This window comes from Arthrobacter sp. P1_B3 (assembly GCF_056406615.1).
In genome coordinates this window covers 225,341-243,558 of the sequence record NZ_JBFTZV010000006.1, presented here as the reverse complement: position 1 = coordinate 243,558, position 18,218 = coordinate 225,341, and the positions used below count along the sequence as shown (strand labels likewise).

Here is an 18,218-nt window from a genome sequence, read left to right as displayed (position 1 = left end):
TCTCTGCTTCGGCCTCGTCCGGGGAGGTGCCGATCAGGCAGTTGACGGCGTCGAAGCCGGCGGCCGTAGTGGCCCCGAACCCCGCTTCGATCCGTTCGGTCATCGTGGCCTCGTCGAGGCCAGGAGGCAGCTTGCTATAGTCGAGGGCTCGCGCGTGGATGCCGATCATGAGGATTCGAGTCATGGGCCTCATTGTGGCATGCACGCCTCACCAACGAATTAGCCAAACCGCACCACCAATCACGCGGGCCCGCTGGATCCTTGCTCGACCCGCCCCGCCCCAGATGAGCTGTTCCTGTAGTGCAGAGGACTCCTGACGTTCCGTGCAGACGACTTCGGAAAATGACATCGGTGGGCCGGCCCCAGGTTGCGACCGCCCGTTAGACGGTCCCCCACCGGCGCCAGCGCCAGCCAAGATTTCCAGATCACGATCGCCGTCTTTCCGCGGCCGGCCGATTCCCGTAAGACCCGCCCGTAAAAATGCCCGGTGACGGGGGGGATAAACGGTACATTCAACACCAAGACCGGGCTGCTGACCGGATAAGCCCGCGTATCCACCAACGACCAAGACCTAACCGCCCAGAAGAACGCCCTTCTCGCTCTGGGAGTGGCACCGGACAAGACATTCACGGACCAGGGCCTCACCGGCGCCAACCGGGCACGGCCGGGACTCCGGGAAGCGCTGGCCGCCTGCCGAAACGGGGACACCCTGGTCGTGACCAAACTCGACCGCCTGTCCTCCATGCGGGGTCGACATCGGCCGGGGGTCTGGCTGTGCCGGTTCTTCCGGTTTTGCTGCGTCGGCCATGAGCTGGTCAATGCGTGCCGAGTCCGTCTGGGCGGCTTTGAGCGCATCGGCGTGCTTGAAGGGTTCCGCCAGTGCCTTATCTGCCTGTCCGACGCGCGACCCGGTACGGTTCACACCGCCATCGAGCGGGTGGTTAGGCTGGGTGGATGGCGACAGCTATTCTCGTGCGGCACGGCCGCACCACAGCCAATGCCACTGGACTGCTGGCCGGTCGAGCCGTCGGCGTCAGCCTGGACCAGATCGGGCGCGACCAGGCGGCTCTGACCGGAGACCGGCTCGCGGCCGTGCCCGTAGTCGGGGTGGTGTCGAGCCCTCTTGAGCGTTGTCAGCAGACCGCCCGGCTCATCCTCGATCGCCAGGCTGGCACGCCGTACGCGCCGGTCGATCTCAATCTCACCGAGTGCGATTACGGCCAGTGGCAGGGCCGCACGCTCAGTGATCTCGCGACCGAGGATTTGTGGCCGGTTGTGCAGTCGCAACCGTCCGCCGTCGTCTTTCCGGCGGTGAATCCATGGCCGCGATGCAGGCTCGGTCAGCGGCAGCGATTCGACGCCACGATGCAGCCTTCGAAGCCGAGTACGGGCCAGGGGCCGTGTGGGTGGCGGTGAGTCACGGTGACATCATCAAGTCAATCCTCGCCGACGCGCTCGGCATGCACCTTGACCTGTTCCAGCGTATTAACGTGGGCCCCGCGTCCGTATCGATCGTGCGCTACGGCGCTAGTCGGCCGAGCGTCTACGCGACCAACACCGACGCGGGTGATCTGTCGTGGCTGTCGAACGGCATCCACTCTGGCGATGCGCCGGTGGGCGGCGGTGCAGGGCACAAGGCGCCATGAACCTCATCTGCCTAGAATACTGACATGCCTACACGTGTTCACGAGTTTGCCTGGCCTGATCGGGTCGTCGTTGGCACCATTGGCCTTCCGGGGGCGCGCACGTTCTACCTGCAGGTGCGCGCAGGGACGCAGATCGTGAGTATTGCCCTGGAGAAGCAGCAGTCGGCTCTGCTCGCGGAGAAGATCGACGAAATTCTCGACCAGCTCATCACCGTCGAGGGCAACCCCTTCAGCGTTCCCACGAGTACTCCCATTGAACTTGTCGACAATGACCAGCTCGAGGCCGTTCAGGAGCAGTTTCGCACCGGCGCCATGAGCTTAGGGTGGGCCCCAACCACGGCCCAGGTCGTAATAGAGGCCCACCCCATCACCGATGTCGATGCTGATGACAACGGCGAATCGCTTGATGAGGACGGCGCTAACGCGCCCGAAATGCTGCTGGTGCGAATGCCGGTCGGCACCGCCCGCGCATTCGCCAAGCGCACCCGTGAGATCGTGGGCGCCGGGCGTCCGACGTGCTCGCTCTGCGGTTACCCCGTAGACGCCGACGGGCACATCTGCACCCTTCCCGAGGTCTGATGCCAGCGCCGGACCTAGTGACCGCCGAGCTGACGCTCACCGGCCGCATCACGACGGCTTCAAACGCTACATTTCTGGGCAGCATCGGCGACGTGGTGGTCGTCTATAAGCCGATAGCAGGCGCCGTTCCCATCGTCTCGGCGACCGCCGTACCGGCGCTGCTGTTGGGCGCGGCCAAGCTGGGCTGGCTGGACGCTGAGCAGGCTCTGCTGCTTGCGATGGCCGTCATCATCTTGCGGCTGGCCTCACTCGGCTGGGTGGTGGGTCATCTGCGGCAGCAACGTGCCTCAATCCGCACTTTCCTCTCCGGTATGCTGCTGGCCCTCGCCGGCATAGCTGCCGCCACCCTGAAATGGTGGCTGACGCACTGAGGAACTTATCCCGCTACTCTCCGCACCCGCCCCGGGCGGCCCTTCTGTTCCGCGGCGTCCAGGCAGCCGTTCAGAGTCATTGCGGCATCGATGAGGGCGAGGTGCGTAATGGCCTGCGGGAAATTTCCCAGCTGCTCACCGGTGGCCGCGATCTCTTCGGCGTACAGGCCGAGGTGGTTGGCATAGGTCAGCATCGTCTCGAAAATAAGGCGTGCGTCCTCAATGCGGCCCGCTCGCGCCAGGGCGTCCACGTAGAGGAAACTGCACATGGAGAACGTCCCTTCGTGGCCGCCGAGCCCGTCGGGAGACGCGCTCGGGTCGTAGCGGAAGACCAGGCTGTCAGACACCAGTTCGGTGTGCATCGCGCGGAGGGTTGACTGCCACATGGGATCCTCCGGGGCCACGAAGCCGACCTGAGGCATCTTTAACAGGGAGGCGTCGAGTACCGTATCGCCGTAATGCTGCACGAAGGCTTCACGTTCGGCGCTCCAGCCCTTGTCCATAATCTGGTTGTAGATCGCGTCCCGCTCGGCCATCCATCGCGATAGGGGCGCCGGCCGGCCATGCGCCGTCGCGAGTCGGATGGCGCGGTCGAACGCGACCCAGCACATCAATCTCCCGTACGTGAAGTCCTTGCGACCGCCCCGGGTCTCCCAGATTCCCTCGTCCGGCCGGTCCCAGTTGTCGGCGAGCCACTCCAGCACGTCGCAAATGGCGAGCCATCCGGGCTGGCCGATCCTGACGCCGAAGCGGTCGATGTAGTGGATGGCGTCGAGCGCTTCGCCGTAGATGTCCAGCTGAAGCTGTCCGGCAGCTCCGTTCCCGATCCGCACCGGGTATGAGCCGCGGTAGCCCTCCCAGCCGGCCAAGACCTCCTCGTCGAGTTCGCGGCTGCCGTCCACTCGGTACATGATGTTTAGCGGGCCGGTGCCGCTGTCCAGCGGTTCGGCAACCCGGTCGCCGAGCCACCGTCTGAAGGCGATGGCCTCCTCCACGAAACCCATCCGAACCAGCGTGTGCACAGAAAAGGATGCATCCCGCACCCAGGTGAAGCGGTAGTCCCAGTTGCGTTCCCCTCCGATCTCTTCCGGCAGGCCGGCGGTGGGAGCGGCCACCAGGGCCCCGGTCGGCGCATAGGTCAGCAGCTTCAGTGTGATGGCGGACCGCTCCAGCACCTCCCGCCAGCGGCCGGTGTACGTGGATTGGCTGAGCCAGTTCTGCCAGAAGTGCGCGGTGGCGTCTGCCAGCCGCTGGGCCTCTGCGGGACGTATCTTCCGCGGCTCAGCATCCGGAGCCGTGTCCAGAACGACGCCGCGCACCTGGCCTTCCTCCAGACTCAGCGAAAGGTGCAGGTCGCCGTCGACTGTGGCGTCATAGCTGTCGGGAGTTTCGTCCCCCTCCTCGCCGATGCGGCTGAGGGCCAGCCGGGCCTCCCCGGCATCGAAGAGGGCGCCGTCGCCGCCGACGCTGAGCCGGTGAGTCCGCCGGCCGTAGTCGAACCGGGGGGCCACCTCGATGTCGAAAGAAATCCGTCCCCGCGCGCATCGCACCATCCGGATCAGGCGATGCTCTTCGCTGGGCGACGTGCCGGTCTTGGGCATGAAGTCGACCAGTTCGCCGACCCCTCCCTTGGTCAGGAATCGCGTGATGAGGATCGCCGTGTCAGGAAGGTAGAGCTGCTTCGTGGCGAACGCTTCGGCGACAGGCCGGGTGCTGAAGTGACCGCCGCGGGCATGGTCAAGCAGCGACGCGAAGATGCTGGGTGAGTCGAAGCGTGGACTGCAAAACCAGTCCAGGGTGCCGTCGGTGGCGACCAGCGCCGCCGTCTGCAGGTCACCGATGAGACCATGGTCGGCGATCAATGGATACTCGTTCATGACGATCTACTCCTCGGGAACCGAAGGATGGCGGACCGCGGCATGGACGTCAGCTACTTCATTGCGCAGGGCGTCGACTGCCCACGTCAGCCACATGATAGGCGCAGGTTCGCGGCTTCTACAAGGAGCCGACGAAACCCGCGAGCACTGGACCGCTGCCGCCTCCCGGGAATCAGCGGAGCCTACCTCTGGCCTTGCGGCATGCTGGTGCTTCCCCGTCGCGGAGCGGGTCGAGAAGCCCCTGCACGGCCGTCGCGAACATGGCGCTCCGGCATCCGGGCATCGCTCTGGCCATTACCGCTGGCCCCGAATTTTGCGGCGGCGTCCCGCGTGTGGCTTGGACATGCCCATCGCCGCCCGACGTGCGGCGCCGGCAAAGGCCAGCCCTGCTTCCGGGTCGTCTCCGGCAACGTGAAGGAACTGCGCCGGCTGCACCGTTCCCCGGCTCCGGTGAAGAAGCCGAGCACCCGGGCCAGGCACGCCCGCCAGGCGCACAAGGACGCACAGGACCTGGGTACGATCATTCCCGTCCACCCGACCCGGCTCCGAGTGGACCGGTCCCCGCGCCTCGCCGCCGGCCAGGTCTACGCGACGCACACCGGAAAGCTCTACCACCCGGTCTGGTGCATCGTCGTCGCCACCAAATGGGACACCGACCCGGACGGGCTCGTGCTCATCGCCGAAAAGTGGTATCTAACAGCGGTATGGCGAAGCCGATCGCGAAACCGCTGGAGACTGCGAAGAATCCTTTGTCCGGATCCGAATTGAACATCGCGAGTGTCGAAACTACCAAGCCGATGAAATAGATAAACAAGCGAGCCACGCTATGACTCCCTAACCGCAGTTGTTGGCGAGCTGCTGAGCCGATTCGAGTAGGCAGAGCTGTCGCCGCCATTCAGGAATCTACGGTTGACGTGGCTTGAGTGGAGAGCTCGAATATGCCAGTTGTGTTGACGTTGCTCGACCTCGATCTCGGTCAGCTGGACGCTGAACTCATGCGCTAGCATGCTATTGCGCGCACCCAGCGTTTCACACCCTTCCATCGATGGTGCCCGTCTCTTCGTCTYCAAAATACAACCTAAATACGGGTAGCCGGGAGAGGGCGCTGGATGGGCCAGGCTCGGGCTGAGCGCTTCCCCGTGGCCAAGGCAGAAACGATGCTTTGTGGAACTAGCCATGACCGAGGCCTGGATTACGTTCACGACTCACCCTCGCACTCAGACTCACGAGGACAACTACCTCTTCGAAGGACCAGCAGCGCTGGCGACGTCCTGCCCAGCTCCCTGTTCGACGATGAAGGCAGGAACTATCGCCGCGCGACCCGCCCCCGGCCAGGTCCATGCATCCACTCCGTCTTTGCGTTGACGGCGATACAGGACTGTCTCGGTCTTGTCGTCCTCCAAACGGGATCCCAGATAATTCAGAACGGGAACAGGAGCTATCGCGATGGGGCTCAGCAGCGATAGGCGCCGAAGACACCTCGGCCTTAGTTGCGAGTCCCGCAACTAAGACCGAGCATCTGTATCGCCAATTACCCAGGCTTCGCCAAGTACGCTGAGCCGTTTCGCCGACCAGCCGGGCAACCGCCAAGTAGCCTCCGGCCTAAACATTGACGGCCTAAGGACCAATGGACCAACTACGTTGGCCAGGGACCTACTAGGTTGTCAAAAGGACCAAGTTGGCTGGCAATCAGCAGCTAATTGGAAGACTTCCAACTAGGCGATGCGTTTCTTCCAAATAGGGTGCCGATCTAGCAATTAGGTCGACATCTCTCATCGCCAACTAAATCGGTCTTCGCCAAACGTCCAGTCCCATTTCGCCAACTAGTATTCAAACCGCCAAGTAGCCTCCGACCTCACACCGACGATGTGAGATGTAGATCATTTTGAAAGAACTTCCAACAAGGACTTGACGGGATCCCGCGGGGCACTTATCTGTGAACTGGGTCATCCCAGCCGGTCTAATTGGAAGTTTGGGCGCCGGTTCCCTTAGTTCTTGCCGGATCGGCCAGGGGCAGTTCGGGTCTGCCCCGGCTTTTGTTGACTCGGGGTTTTAGTCCGTTGTGAACGCGGTCCGGTTGATTGTTTCATATTCGATGGGCGTGAGTTTTCCCAGCCGTCGTTGCCGTCGCCGGCGGTGTAGGTCCTTTCGATCCAGTCGTGATGGCGAGGCGCAGTTCCTGTCTGGTGAGCCACCGCTGACGGTCCAGGACGTTTTCTGCAGCTGCGAGAAGAACGATTCCATCGCGGCGTTATCCGCACACGCGCCGACCCTGCCCATCGATCCTGTCGGGTCCATCACTGTGCGAGTCAAGAACCCCCGGGAATACCGGTAGGGACAGGCTCACTGTCCGAGTGCACGACGCTCCTTCCTGGACGGTGAGCCCGCACCGCGTTCTCCAGCGCGGCAACGGCCAGCGAGGACTTCATCCGCGAGTCCATCGAGTACCCGACGATCCTCCCGGAATACACGTCCTTCACCGCGCAGAGGTAGAGCTTCCCTTCGGCAGTGGGGTGCTCCGTGATGTCGGTCAACCACGGCTCGTTCGGTGCCGTGGCGGTGAAGTCCCGCTCCACCAGGTCATCGTGTTCCGGTGGCCCCGGCTCCGGTTCAGGCCCCGCTTCTTGGAGCACACCGACCAGATGYCGTGGCCCCTGCACAAGCGCTGGACCCTGTTCTCACCCGCAGTGACACCCTTCTCGGGGAGTTCATCGGCGATAAACCGGTACCCGAACGCCGGATCATCGGCATGGATGCCCAGCGCGGCATTGACCAAGTGCGCATCGGCCCAGTCCCTGTCTGTCACCGGACTGGCTCTCCACGGGTCAAAGCCTTGCTTGTTGAATTCCAACACCCTGCAGGTCACCGCCACGGGGACACCGTCGGCGGCAAGATCCGTGACCAGCGGGTAGATCATTTTGGGTTGATGTCCCTGGCAAGATAGGCGCCAGCCCGGCGCAGAATCTCATTCTCCTGCTCCAACAACCGGTTCCGCTTCTTCAGTTCCCGCATCTCGGCCGACTCCGACGATGCCGGGCCGGCCCCGGATTCCTTACGCTCGGCGATGGCGATCCAGCGCTTCAGCGTAGTGACCGAGAGCCCGAAATCCTTCGCGATGTGCGCCAACGGCGCCTCGCCCTTGCGGGCCACATCAATAACATCCTGGCGGAACTCCGCCCTATAAGGCGTGGGCATGGTCAACATCTTTCCACGAGCACAAGCTCGCTAGGTCAAGGAGTCAACAAAACCGGGGGCAGTCCCGATGCGCCAGCAGGGCAAGCACGGCGCGCACGTGTCGAAGAACGTCGCCTTAGCGCGGCGGTAATAAAGATTCGTCACCGCGACTTAAATACTCGGGTCAGGAATGTGCCTCCGGCGCACCGTTGGTTGTGATTATGTTAGGAACATGACCCCACGGATCGAGGAATACGGTTTTATTTCCGACCTTCGCACTGGCGCGCTAATCTCACGAGAGGGCAGTATCGACTGGCTCTGCCTACCGCGGTTCGACTCTGAATCTGTTTTCGGAGCCTTAATTGGGACCACGGATCACGGCCGGTGGCTACTCGCCCCAGCTCATGAGGATAAACAGGTCACTGGTCGCGCCCAGTGCGTCCGCCGGTACTTGCCCTCCACTTTCATAATGGAGACGTGTTGGCGAACCGCAACCGGTGAAATCTTGGTCACCGAATACATGCCAATCGGTGGAAGAGGCAATGCACTGATCCGCAGGGTGCAGGGCTTACATGGGCACGTCCTGATGCGCCAAGAACTGGTGCTGCGGTTCGGCTACGGAAAGATCGTGCCGTGGGTTCATCGGATCCACGACGACGATGGGGAGGCGCTGCTTGCCATCGCCGGACCGCAAGCTGTGATGCTTAGAGCGGATGCGTTGCCCCTAGCTGGACCTGATTATTCGCACGTGGGTGAGTTCACCATCGAAGCCGGTCAGACACTCGATCTGCAATTACAGGCATTCTCATCCCACGATATGCCTCCGCCAGCGATCGACGTCGGTCGGGCGCTGCAAACGACTGCCACCTACTGGAGGAGCTGGTCGAGCAACTACATCCCACAAGGAACCTACGACAGGGAAGTAGAACGCTCACTGCTCGTCTTGCGCGCACTAACGCATGACAGGACCGGGGGAATTGTGGCCGCCCTGACCACCTCACTGCCAGAACATTTCGGCGGTAAACGCAACTGGGATTACCGCTACTGCTGGCTGCGTGATGCCGCCCTCACGCTGGATGCCATGATGACCCATGGTTTCCACCAGGAGGCACTGCAGTGGCGGAACTGGCTGCTCAGGGCTATCGCCGGCGACCCCCACGATATTCAAATCATGTATGGAGTTTCTGGTGAGCGTGACCTGCCCGAGCGGATTTTGGCCCACTTGCCGGGCTACGAAGGCTCCGCCCCAGTTCGGGTCGGCAACGGGGCTGTCCACCAATATCAAGGTGATGTTGTGGGTGAAGTCATGGTTGCCTTGGCAAGGCTCCGCAACCAAGGCGTGCATGAGGATCATTTTTCCTGGCCCCTCCAGCGAAAAATGCTTCTCTTTGTAGAGGACAACATCAAACGCAAGGATCACGGCATCTGGGAGATGAGGGGTGAGAAAAGGGACTTCACCCATTCCCGCGTCATGATGTGGGCCGCAATGGATTGCGGAGTAAGGGCTGTACAGGAACACGGGCTCGACGGCCCGGTGGAGCGATGGGTGGAGATCAGGGACGGACTCCGTGCCGAAATCTTGGAGCAGGGTTTCAACAGTGAAATCAACTCCTTTACCCAGACGTATGGGGGCACCGAGGTCGACGCGTCCCTGCTCGTTCTGCCACAAGTAGGCTTTCTGGCCTATAACGACGACAGAATTTTGGGAACGGTGTCTCGCTTGGAACGCGATCTGCTCGACGGGACCGGCTTGCTGATTCGCTACCGGACGGAAACTTGCCTGGACGGTCTTGAACCCGGAGAGCATCCGTTCCTTGCGTGCTCTTTCTGGCTCGTAGAGCAGTACGCCCGCAGCGGCCGGGTTCCCGAAGCAAAGACGCTAATGGACAGGCTCATCGGCTATGGAAATGACCTGGGACTACTAAGCGAGGAATACGACACAAACGGCAACCGCATGGCCGGAAATTATCCGCAGGCTTTCTCACACCTGACCCTTATAAGAGCTGCAGACGCTCTTGTCGGCGCGGCCCGTGATACCGCTACGACGACGGGCTAGGCACTCCACGTTGGCCCAGCGCGCGCCGGGGCTTCCTACCGCGATGCTCACGTAATCCCGCACGAGCGATGGCCCGGCATGACTACGCACCCTCCTCGCCGTCGAGCGGGCCGTCGTCCTTGGTCTCCTCGCCTTGGGAGATAACGAATGCGTGCGACGGACCCTGCAGTCGCCCTACCGCGGAAAGTTGTGGAGCTGCTGCACGCTGGCCCGCCTACATCCGCTGACTGATTCCATGCAGCGCCCGCAGGTGCGAGTATGCTGCGCGAGTCTGGCGGTGCGCTCAGAGTTGGTGCCGTGCACAGGTGAACTGCTTGATGGCCAGCATCGTTTTCATCGCTCACCGGTCAATTTGTAGCCGCCCGATTACCGCGCCGCTCAGGTCAAAGCCCTGGTGGAGACAACCTGTGAGTGCGGGTCGCGTTTGCCTTCGGCCCCACGCGTAGACCTCATGGCTCATTTGGCAGAGGGGCCGGCGACGCCGGAGACAGAGCTGCGCTGTCCGTTCCGCGAGAAAGCGTGCTGGCACGGATCCTGACCCCACAAGCCGGAAGGCACTATGGACCTAGCCAGATGGCACGGATCAACCGACGAGTTCCATTGCCTAGCCTCAGCAATCCGAAGGAGTACGTCATGTTGTCCATACCTGAATCGATAAGCACGATCCACCAGGGACAACGCACGGGTGACGAGGACTCGAGCCGACTCTTGGATCATCGCTGGACCAAAACACAGCTGCAGGCCACGGTCGAGATGGACAGGAAGGTCCAGAGGCATCCGCAGCACATGCTCGCACGGATGGCCCTAGCAAATTATGGGAATTCCTTGGACCTAGAACGCATTAGGACCGGCGTAGCGCGGTCGCTCGGAAGCGCTGCGGGCACGCATTACATCGTCGCCGCGCTACACCTGGCACATCTGGCGCTCACCTTCCCGCACGCACTGTCCGCCGCCCAGCGGGCCCTCCTCCTGGCCCCTCTGGAGGCAGCCGAAATTGCCGGGGCAGCAGCCGATAGCGTTTCGATGAACGGGACGATCGCTGCCTAGTAATTCCGTCCTCCCGTCGGAAGCGTGGCCACGGCCACTTATGCGGTACCTCGGCTCTGTCCGACTCCTCGAAGGTACGTGAGGACGGCAAGCACACGTCTGTGGTCCTCGGGCTCGGGCCTCAACTCGAGCTTAAGGAAAATACTCCGAATATGGGCCTCTACGGTCCGCTCACCCAAGAAGAGCGACTTCCCTATTGCCTGGTTGGTGCGCCCTTCGGCCATTAACTCAAGGACGCTCTTCTCCCGGCTCGTAAGGTCATCGCCTCGATCGTGACCTTTGTGTGGACGGGTCACCAGTCGTGTAACAAGCTCCGGATCGATGGCCGTTCCCCCCGCAGCTACGCGATGCAGGGCGTCAATGAATTCGTCAACATCGGACACCCGCTCTTTAAGCAGGTAGCCCAAGCCTTTGGCCCCATTCTTCAATAGGGACATCGCGTTTTCCGTTTCCACGTACTGGGACAGGAGGAGTACGCCTATCTCGGGGTGTCTGCTTTTTATTGTTTCGGCGGCCTGGATGCCTTCAATGGTGTAACTGGGGGGCATCCGGATGTCCACCACAGCTACGTCGGCCCCGTGTTTGTCAATCACTTCCAGCAGATGCGGGCCATCGGCAGCCTCACCTACGACTTCTAGACCTTCGGACTGCAACAGGGCGGACAATCCCCGGCGCAGTAATGCCGAGTCTTCAGCGATGGCAACACGCAGTGTCATGGCAGGTCGCCTTCCGGGTCCGTAGAGAAGGGAAGAACGGCAAGTATCGTCGTCCCTCTGCCTTCAGGACTGTCGATGGACAATAAGCCTCCCAGTGCCGCTGCCCGGTCCGCAATCCCCAGCAACCCGCCGTCGAGTCCCGGCCGCGCACCACCGATTCCGTTGTCCACGATCTCCATTCGCAACTCCTTTTCGTTTCCGTCGATGCAGATTCGCACCCAGGCCGCCTTGGCATACTTCGTAGCATTGGTGACGGCTTCTGCGCAGATGAAGTAGGCAGCCAGCTCCACGTGAGCCGGAAGCCTATGGTCCGTCCTGAGGTCCAGCTCCATGGGCAGTGATGATCGCTCCGCTAACGCGGTCAGGGAGCCCACCAAACCTCTCTCCCGAAGCGAGGGGGGATACACGCCCCTCGCCAATTCGCGCAACTCGTCAAGTGCATCCAAAAGCTCGGCCCTTGCCTGCCCGACTAGGCTTTGTACCTCCTGCGAATCCGTCATCCGCTGGGCCCGCGCCAGCTCCATCGACACGGCAACCAGACGTTGCTGAGCTCCGTCGTGAAGATCCCGTTCAAGCTGGCGACGCCGGGAGTCGCCAGCCGTTACGATTCGCTCCCTGGAGCGACGGACCTCAATGAGTTGGTCCCGGAGCTGTTGTTCCATCTGCTGGTTTTCCAACGCCAGCGACGTTGCGCTGCGCACGGCGGCAAGCAACTGCGGCTGGTCCTGGAGGGTTTCGTCAAAAACCAGGGCCCCTATTGGTGTTCCGTGGCGTTCCAAGACCATGGAGGCGCGTCCGGTTGAACCATCCGGCAACGCCTGGGGAACTCCCTTGCTGTCAACAAAGGACGCCTGATCGGGGAACCAACGCAGCAAAGTGAGGGTGGGGTCATGGACTGATCGCCGAAGCGCGCCGATTAGTCTGTCGCTAACCGGGGCTGAGCCCACTTCCACCATGAGATCACCCAATGTGCCACGCGCGAAACGGTAGCGCCACAGACCAAACAATACTGCCAGCGGCACAATTGCGGTCGCCGGATATTGCCAGAGCAACGCTTCCGAGGACAGAGATCCAGACAGTTGGATCACCGCGAGGGACACCCACACGGTGGCCGCTGTTTTTACGATTACGGCAAGCCATAGCGGCAGGAATGCCGACCGGTAGGCCTTTGTCCCTGCGCGCCAACGGGCGATCAGGACCGTTACGATCGCGACTCCCACCGAGATCTGAAATATGCGGATTGCGTTCCCGAGGGTGGTCATGAGAGACGGGCTGTCCCAGAGAAGCAACAGATTGCGGGACGTGGACTCCCCTGCCGTGACATGGAGGCGTGGATCAAAGAAGGCCCAGCCTGCTACGGGGGCAAACAGCCAAAAAATGTAGAAGAACGCTACGGCAGTTTTTTCAGCTCGGCCGCGCAGCGTTCCTGACGGAAAGCTGAGCGCCAACTGCAGCAAAGGAGGCTGATACATCAGCGTAAGAGTTACACCGAGCGTAAACGCCACCGGGTCGCTGGAACGGCGAATCCCGGACGCCAGCCAAAGCCAACCCGCCACAATCAACAACAGCCCCGGATTCCGGGAAGGCCGGCTCCGCCACGCCGTCACACCAGCCAGAACGAATGCTAAGCCCACGCCCAAGAACAGTGTGAGTTCAAAAACTGTAAACGGAATCCGGTTCGGATTCTCCCCCCACCGGAGTACCCCTTGGGCATTCAAACTTAAGGTTCGAGCAGGGTCCTGTAGGGCTGTGGGTGACCAATCGACGCAGACCACGACTAGGATTACGAAGCCCGTCGTCACCCCGATTACAGAAGTGAGTTGTCGCGGAGTCATTTGCACTTCCGTCCCAGGGCAATTCCGAGGCCGGGATCTCCATCTCAGCTACATGTGTTACAGCCTCAGCCACGGTCATTAACAAGCCAGCCCTTGGGTCAAATTTGGGAACGCCTTCTGCTGGCGCGGAGCAACGGAAGGAGTCGTCATTCGCCGTACAAAGGCCCGGGCCCAATGCGGACGCACATTCCAGCGGACAGAAAGTTTCCCTCCCACCTCCAAAGGTGGACGAAAATGACGGTGAAAGACGACCAAGCACACCGTCGTGATGACGTGGGGCCCGCAATGCAATCTGCCCCTCAACTTGACCCACAGCATCTTTCATACTCGGAGTCGTGCCTCCGTTGTAGCACTGTGCACCGGCCAGAGCAATATACACGGATATTCGGCTTATTACTTCGTCCTCTGGTCACGTTCTGCCCATGGGTGGATTTGCTTCCGCCTGGTCTCAATCTTGGCTTGGGTTAGTATTTTTCCGACGGTTGCCTGGCGTGTCCGGGGGAACGGTAAGGCCGGGGCAGACCTCGATGTAGTCGATGCCCGGAGCCACCCACTCACGCCAYTGTTTGTGGCTGATGTTCTGGGAAAGTTTGGTACACAATGTGTCGGACGGGGTCTGGGGTGCGGGCCACAGCCTCACTGTGCTGTCGTCGCTCCCGGAGGCGATTCGGCGGCCGTCGGGGCTAAACGCAACGCTGTACACCGAGCCCTGGTGTCCGGTCATCGGTCTAACGAGGGGCTGACCCGTCTCCGCGTCCCACAGCCGCACCGTGCCGTCGTTACCCCCGGTGCTGATTCGGCGGCCGTCGGGGCTAAACGCCACGCTGTACACCCCATTCAAGTGCCCAGTCATCGGCTTACCGAGGGACTTGCCCGTTTCCGGGTCCCACCGCTCCACTGTGCCATCGGTGCCGCCGGAGGCGATCCGGCGCCCGTCGGGGCTGAACGCAACGCTCGTCACTGCATCCTTGTGTCCGGTCAAAGGCTCGCCGAGGGCCCGGCCCGTCTCTGCGTCCCAACGCCTTATCGTGCCATCGGTGCCGCCGGAGACGATCCGGCGCCCGTCGGGGCTGAACGCAACACTCGTCACCGCATCCTTGTGTCCGTTCAAAGGCTCGCCGAGGGCCCGGCCCGTCTCCGCGTCCCACCGCCGCACCGTACCGTCTCGGCTGCCGGAAACGATCCGGTGGCCGTCGGGGCTGAACGCAACACTCGTCACCGCATCCTTGTGTCCGGTCAAAGGCTCGCCGAGGGCCCGGCCCGTCTCCGCGTCCCACCGCCGCACCGTACCGTCTCGGCTGCCGGAAAGGATCCGGTGACCGTCGGGGCTGAACACAACACTCGTCACCGCATCCTTGTGTCCGGTCAAAGGCTCGCCGAGGGCCCGGCCCCTCTCGGCGTCCCACCGCCGCACCGTACCGTCTCGGCTGCCGGAAAGGATCCGGTGACCGTCGGGGCTGAACGCGACACTCGTCACCGCATCCTTGTGTCCTGTCATCGGTTTGCCGAGGTCCCGGCCCGTATCCGGGTTCCACAGCCGCAATGTGCCGTCGTTACCCCCCGAAAGGATCCGGTGGCCGTCGGGGCTGAACGCGACACTTGTCACCGCACCACGCTTGTTTCCGGTCATCGGTTCGCCGAGGGCCCGGCCCGTCTCCGGGTCCCACAGCCGCAATGTGCCGTCGTTACCCCCCGAAAGGATCCGGTGGCCGTCGGGGCTGAACGCGACACTCGTCACCGCACCCTTGTGTCCGGTCATCGGTTCGCCCAGGGCCCGGCCCGTCTCCGGGTCCCACACTCGAACCGTGCCGTCGTTACCGCCGGAAAGGATCCGGCGCCCGTCGGGGCTGAACGCAACACTCGTCACCGCCTCCTTGTGTCCGGTGATCGGTTCGCCGAGGGCCCGGCCCGTCTCCGGGTCCCACAGCCGCAATGTGCCGTCGTTACCGCCGGAAAGGATCCGGTGGCCGTCGGGGCTGAACGCAACACTCGTCACCGCACCCGCGTGTCCGGTCATCGGTGTGCCGAGGGCCCGGCCCGTCTCCGGGTCCCACACTCGAACCGTGCCGTCGTTACCGCCGGAAAGGATCCGGTGGCCGTCGGGGTCGAACGCGACACTCGTCACCGCACCCGCGTGTCCGGTCATCGGTGTGCCGAGGGCCCGGCCCGTCTCCGGGTCCCACACTCGAACCGTGCCGTCGTCGCCGCCGGAAAGGATCCGGCGCCCGTCGGGGCTGAACGCGACACCGTTTACCAGCTCTTTATGTCCACTCATCGGTTCGCCGAGAGCCTGGCCAGTTTCAGCATCCCACAGCCGCATCGTACCGTCTGGTCCGCCGGTGAGTATCCGGTTGCCGTCCGGGCTAAACGCCATACTGCTGATTTTGGCCGGCGTTTCTATGATTTTTTGCAGGTCGCGATTCATATTGACAGCGCTTAGTAGTGCGCCTTCGCCTCCCGCTGTCGAGGCAATCGCTTGTGCGGCGAGGATGCGCTTCAGACCGTTTGCATCGCCGCCGCCGCGGTTTCCTTCGAGCATGGACAGACCTTCCGATACAAGACGAAGAGCGGTGGCTTCGCGGTCGCGCGCGGTGGCCTCGCGCTCTGCAAAGGAGGCCCACACGAAGCCAGCCGCGGCAACCATGGTGATAACGACCGCTGATGCTAGGACGATCTTGAGTATGAGAGAGCGTTTCCGTAAATCCGCTGCGTGCGTTTCGGCCACTTCCTGCTTGTCGCGGGCAGCCCGTAGTTCGGCATCGTGACGTCTCTTCTGAGCTGCGAGCCGTTCCTCCTCCCGGCTTCGGGAGGCGCGGAGGAACTCGCGGGCAGGCTCCAGCCGTTCCCGGAATCCGGGTTTTCCGAACAGTGTCTCGGCACGACTCAGCCTTTCTCCTTCGAAGAGCCACGCCTCGTTGCGGCCGCTGCGTTCCCAAGCGGCTGCGGCGCGTTCCAGGTTGTCGGCCTCCTTGAGGTCCTCCTGCTCGCTGGCCAGCCACCCGGCCAGATCCTGCCATTGGCGCAGCAGGCTCTCCAGAGCTACTTCGATCACGGTCTCCCCGCCGCGCTCGTCCCCGACCAACAAACGCCGGCCCACCATGGCGTCTATGAGTGGCCGGGCGTCGTTCGGTAGATCGGACAGGCGGGCGATCCGGCGAACCGGCTGGTCGTTGTCTGGGTTGATGGTCGCCAACCAGGGAATGAACGCAGATTTCAGCAGCTCCAACTGGCCCCGCCGCACTGCAGGGTCCGGCGACAGCAGAGTGTCGATCTCGTGTTGCACCACCTGCTGCATTCCACCCATCGCATGGTATTCGGCCAAACGGAGATCTCCGTCGCCGCCGTAGTCCTGGTACAGGCGTGCCAGGGTCAGCGAGAGCAACGGCAGGGTGTCCGCGCCCTGAACGCCTTCTTCCAGCAGCCGATCCACCAGAACAGTCTCGACTTCCAGCGGTCTCCCCGCCCCCGTGGCACGGGCTGCGGGGCCAAGGATGACCTCCCTGAACCGGGCGACCGGCATAGGTTTGAGCTCGTCGAAGACGACACTTTTAAGCCCGGCCAGCTCAGGTGCGGTCTGCAATGGTTCGTAGAAATCCGAACGGACCGTTGCGGCAACAATTAACGCCGGCACGGTCCCGTCTTCGTGATCCAGCAGTCCGGCAAGCAGATCCAGGAACCGGTGTGCCTGGGGGCCGGCGTCGGCACTGAAGAGCTCTTCGGCCTGGTCCAGCGGTAGGACCAGGGTCGGCGGCGGTGTCCCGACCGGCACCTCCAGCAGCCGTTCGGCGGCCGCCTGCCGGGCTTCGGCCAGCCACTCCTTCAGTTGTGCCGTGTCCACCCGAGTGCACGCATCCTTGATGGCTCCCAGAGTGGGGGTGTCCAGTCCCAGATGGATGCGCCTGGAATGGACCGCGCAGGCGAGGCCCCGGTCCCCGGTGAGCGGGTTGCGCTCGGGGCGCACGGTTTCCAGCACCAGGAACTGCCGGTCCTCACGCCGCAGCCGCGGCACGAGACCCGCCCGCAGGAACGAGGACTTGCCCGCGCCCGACGGACCCAGGATCACGAACAGCGACTCGACGCCGGAGCTGCGCATGGTACGCAGTGCATCCAAGCCCCGCACGATCTGTCCGTCCCGGCCGAAGAATACCGCCGCGTCCGCTTCCTCGAACGGTTCCCACCCCCGAAAGGGGGACCGTCCAGCATCCTTCGGCGGCGGCCAGGCGAAGTGCTCGGCCCCGATCCCTGCACGGCGCAGCCCCTGGTGCAGCCGCCGGAGGCCATCCATGAGAAAAACGACAGGGCTGTCTTGGCCCTCAATTGGAATGTCGGTGGTGGGTCCGTTGCCGAAGAGGTCGCAGCGCTGCCATTCGCCGGTGACGCCTTCCTCCTCCAGAGGCTCCAGCCGGGCACACAGGATCAGCTTTCCCAGATTCTCCGCGGTCCGGTACTCGGCCATGCATTCGCGGGAGGCCTCCCAGCTGGCAGAGAGCAGGCAGATTACCACCTCGCACCGCTCATTGGCCCGAAGCAGGGCCTCCTTCCACCGCTCACCCGGCGCAATACCCGTCACTGGATCAAGATCCAGGAAAATCTCGTCGGCAAGACCGGGGTCCTGCTGCACCAGCCACCGCTTCAATGCGATGGCCTGAGGGGTGTCCCGGCTCGAATGACTCAGAAAGATGCGTGACAAGTGATCACCCCGCTACAGGGCCGGTCTCCGCGTAGCAGCAACATTGTACTGTCACCGCCCTGGACGCCGGACTCGCACGACGCCCGGAAGTCGGCCGTCCCGATATGGCGCACGAATGTCCAAAATTTCGTCGCCTGCAAAGCTTCAAAGACTGTCCCGGCAGCACGGAAATGACGCGCTTCCCGGCCCTGCGATCATGACTGGTACGTCTGCAACCTCCACCGGCA

The 18,218-nt window shown here is 62.8% G+C and carries 8 protein-coding genes and 5 pseudogenes; 7 read left to right on the top strand and 6 right to left on the bottom strand.

The annotated features are described in order from the left end of the window. Positions 1 to 184: pseudogene (locus AC1D2F_RS10105) on the bottom strand (hypothetical protein); the annotation flags it as partial. Between the two features lie 417 nt (positions 185 to 601). On the opposite strand from AC1D2F_RS10105, the pseudogene AC1D2F_RS10100 reads away from it, so the two are divergent. The 4 genes and pseudogenes from AC1D2F_RS10100 to AC1D2F_RS10085 form a co-directional block, all read left to right on the top strand. Next, positions 602 to 739: pseudogene (locus AC1D2F_RS10100) on the top strand (recombinase family protein); the annotation flags it as partial. A 215-nt stretch (positions 740 to 954) separates the two neighbouring features. Beyond that, a pseudogene (locus AC1D2F_RS10095) lies at positions 955 to 1,646 on the top strand (MSMEG_4193 family putative phosphomutase). 24 nt (positions 1,647 to 1,670) lie between these two features. Continuing rightward, positions 1,671 to 2,225 (top strand): DUF3090 domain-containing protein, encoded by a 555-nt coding sequence (locus AC1D2F_RS10090; protein ID WP_476966659.1) that lies wholly within the window; start codon positions 1,671 to 1,673, stop codon positions 2,223 to 2,225. Further along, positions 2,225 to 2,359 (top strand): annotated as a pseudogene (locus tag AC1D2F_RS10085) (SCO1664 family protein); the annotation flags it as partial. The gene AC1D2F_RS10090 and the pseudogene AC1D2F_RS10085, both read left to right, overlap by 1 nt. A 242-nt stretch (positions 2,360 to 2,601) precedes the next feature. Here the strand turns inward: AC1D2F_RS10085 and AC1D2F_RS10080 are convergent. Then, entirely contained in the window at positions 2,602 to 4,473 is a 1,872-nt protein-coding gene (locus tag AC1D2F_RS10080) for a glycoside hydrolase family 15 protein (RefSeq protein ID WP_229994531.1), read from the bottom strand. 330 nt (positions 4,474 to 4,803) lie between these two features. Here AC1D2F_RS10080 and AC1D2F_RS10075 point away from each other — a divergent pair, with 330 nt between their 5' ends. Then, a complete protein-coding gene (locus AC1D2F_RS10075) occupies positions 4,804 to 5,241 on the top strand; it encodes a hypothetical protein (protein ID WP_229994530.1) in 438 nt (145 codons plus the stop codon). A gap of 1,284 nt (positions 5,242 to 6,525) precedes the next feature. On the opposite strand, the pseudogene AC1D2F_RS10070 reads toward AC1D2F_RS10075, so the two are convergent. Beyond that, positions 6,526 to 7,668, bottom strand: a pseudogene (locus AC1D2F_RS10070) (IS3 family transposase). A gap of 169 nt (positions 7,669 to 7,837) precedes the next feature. Here AC1D2F_RS10070 and AC1D2F_RS10065 point away from each other — a divergent pair. Beyond that, positions 7,838 to 9,703 (top strand): glycoside hydrolase family 15 protein, encoded by a 1,866-nt coding sequence (locus AC1D2F_RS10065; RefSeq protein ID WP_356815773.1) that lies wholly within the window; start codon positions 7,838 to 7,840, stop codon positions 9,701 to 9,703. 633 nt (positions 9,704 to 10,336) lie between these two features. Further along, positions 10,337 to 10,750 carry a hypothetical protein gene (locus tag AC1D2F_RS10060; protein ID WP_476966658.1) on the top strand — a complete coding sequence of 138 codons (414 nt, stop codon included), beginning with the start codon at positions 10,337 to 10,339 and terminating at the stop codon, positions 10,748 to 10,750. Positions 10,751 to 10,788: 38 nt separating this feature from the next. Here AC1D2F_RS10060 and AC1D2F_RS10055 read toward each other — a convergent pair whose 3' ends face one another. From AC1D2F_RS10055 to AC1D2F_RS10045, 3 genes are all read right to left on the bottom strand, one after another. Then, entirely contained in the window at positions 10,789 to 11,466 is a 678-nt protein-coding gene (locus tag AC1D2F_RS10055) for a response regulator transcription factor (RefSeq protein ID WP_229994525.1), read from the bottom strand. Next, positions 11,463 to 13,100, bottom strand: a complete 1,638-nt coding sequence (locus tag AC1D2F_RS10050; protein ID WP_229994523.1) for a sensor histidine kinase — start codon at positions 13,098 to 13,100, stop codon at positions 11,463 to 11,465. Before AC1D2F_RS10050 ends, AC1D2F_RS10055 begins: the two co-directional genes overlap by 4 nt. A 649-nt stretch (positions 13,101 to 13,749) precedes the next feature. Then, a complete protein-coding gene (locus AC1D2F_RS10045; protein ID WP_476966657.1) occupies positions 13,750 to 17,991 on the bottom strand; it encodes an nSTAND1 domain-containing NTPase in 4,242 nt (1,413 codons plus the stop codon). Positions 17,992 to 18,218 lie beyond the last annotated feature (227 nt).

What these genes read in the sequence shown, in the direction of transcription:
- AC1D2F_RS10090 (WP_476966659.1), top strand. Translation starts at nt 1,671, where the DNA reads ATGCCTACACGTGTTCACGAGTTTGCCTGGCCTGATCGGGTCGTCGTT.
- AC1D2F_RS10080 (WP_229994531.1), bottom strand. Translation starts at nt 4,473, where the DNA reads ATGAACGAGTATCCATTGATCGCCGACCATGGTCTCATCGGTGACCTG.
- AC1D2F_RS10065 (WP_356815773.1), top strand. Translation starts at nt 7,838, where the DNA reads ATGTGCCTCCGGCGCACCGTTGGTTGTGATTATGTTAGGAACATGACC.
- AC1D2F_RS10060 (WP_476966658.1), top strand. Translation starts at nt 10,337, where the DNA reads ATGTTGTCCATACCTGAATCGATAAGCACGATCCACCAGGGACAACGC.
- AC1D2F_RS10055 (WP_229994525.1), bottom strand. Translation starts at nt 11,466, where the DNA reads ATGACACTGCGTGTTGCCATCGCTGAAGACTCGGCATTACTGCGCCGG.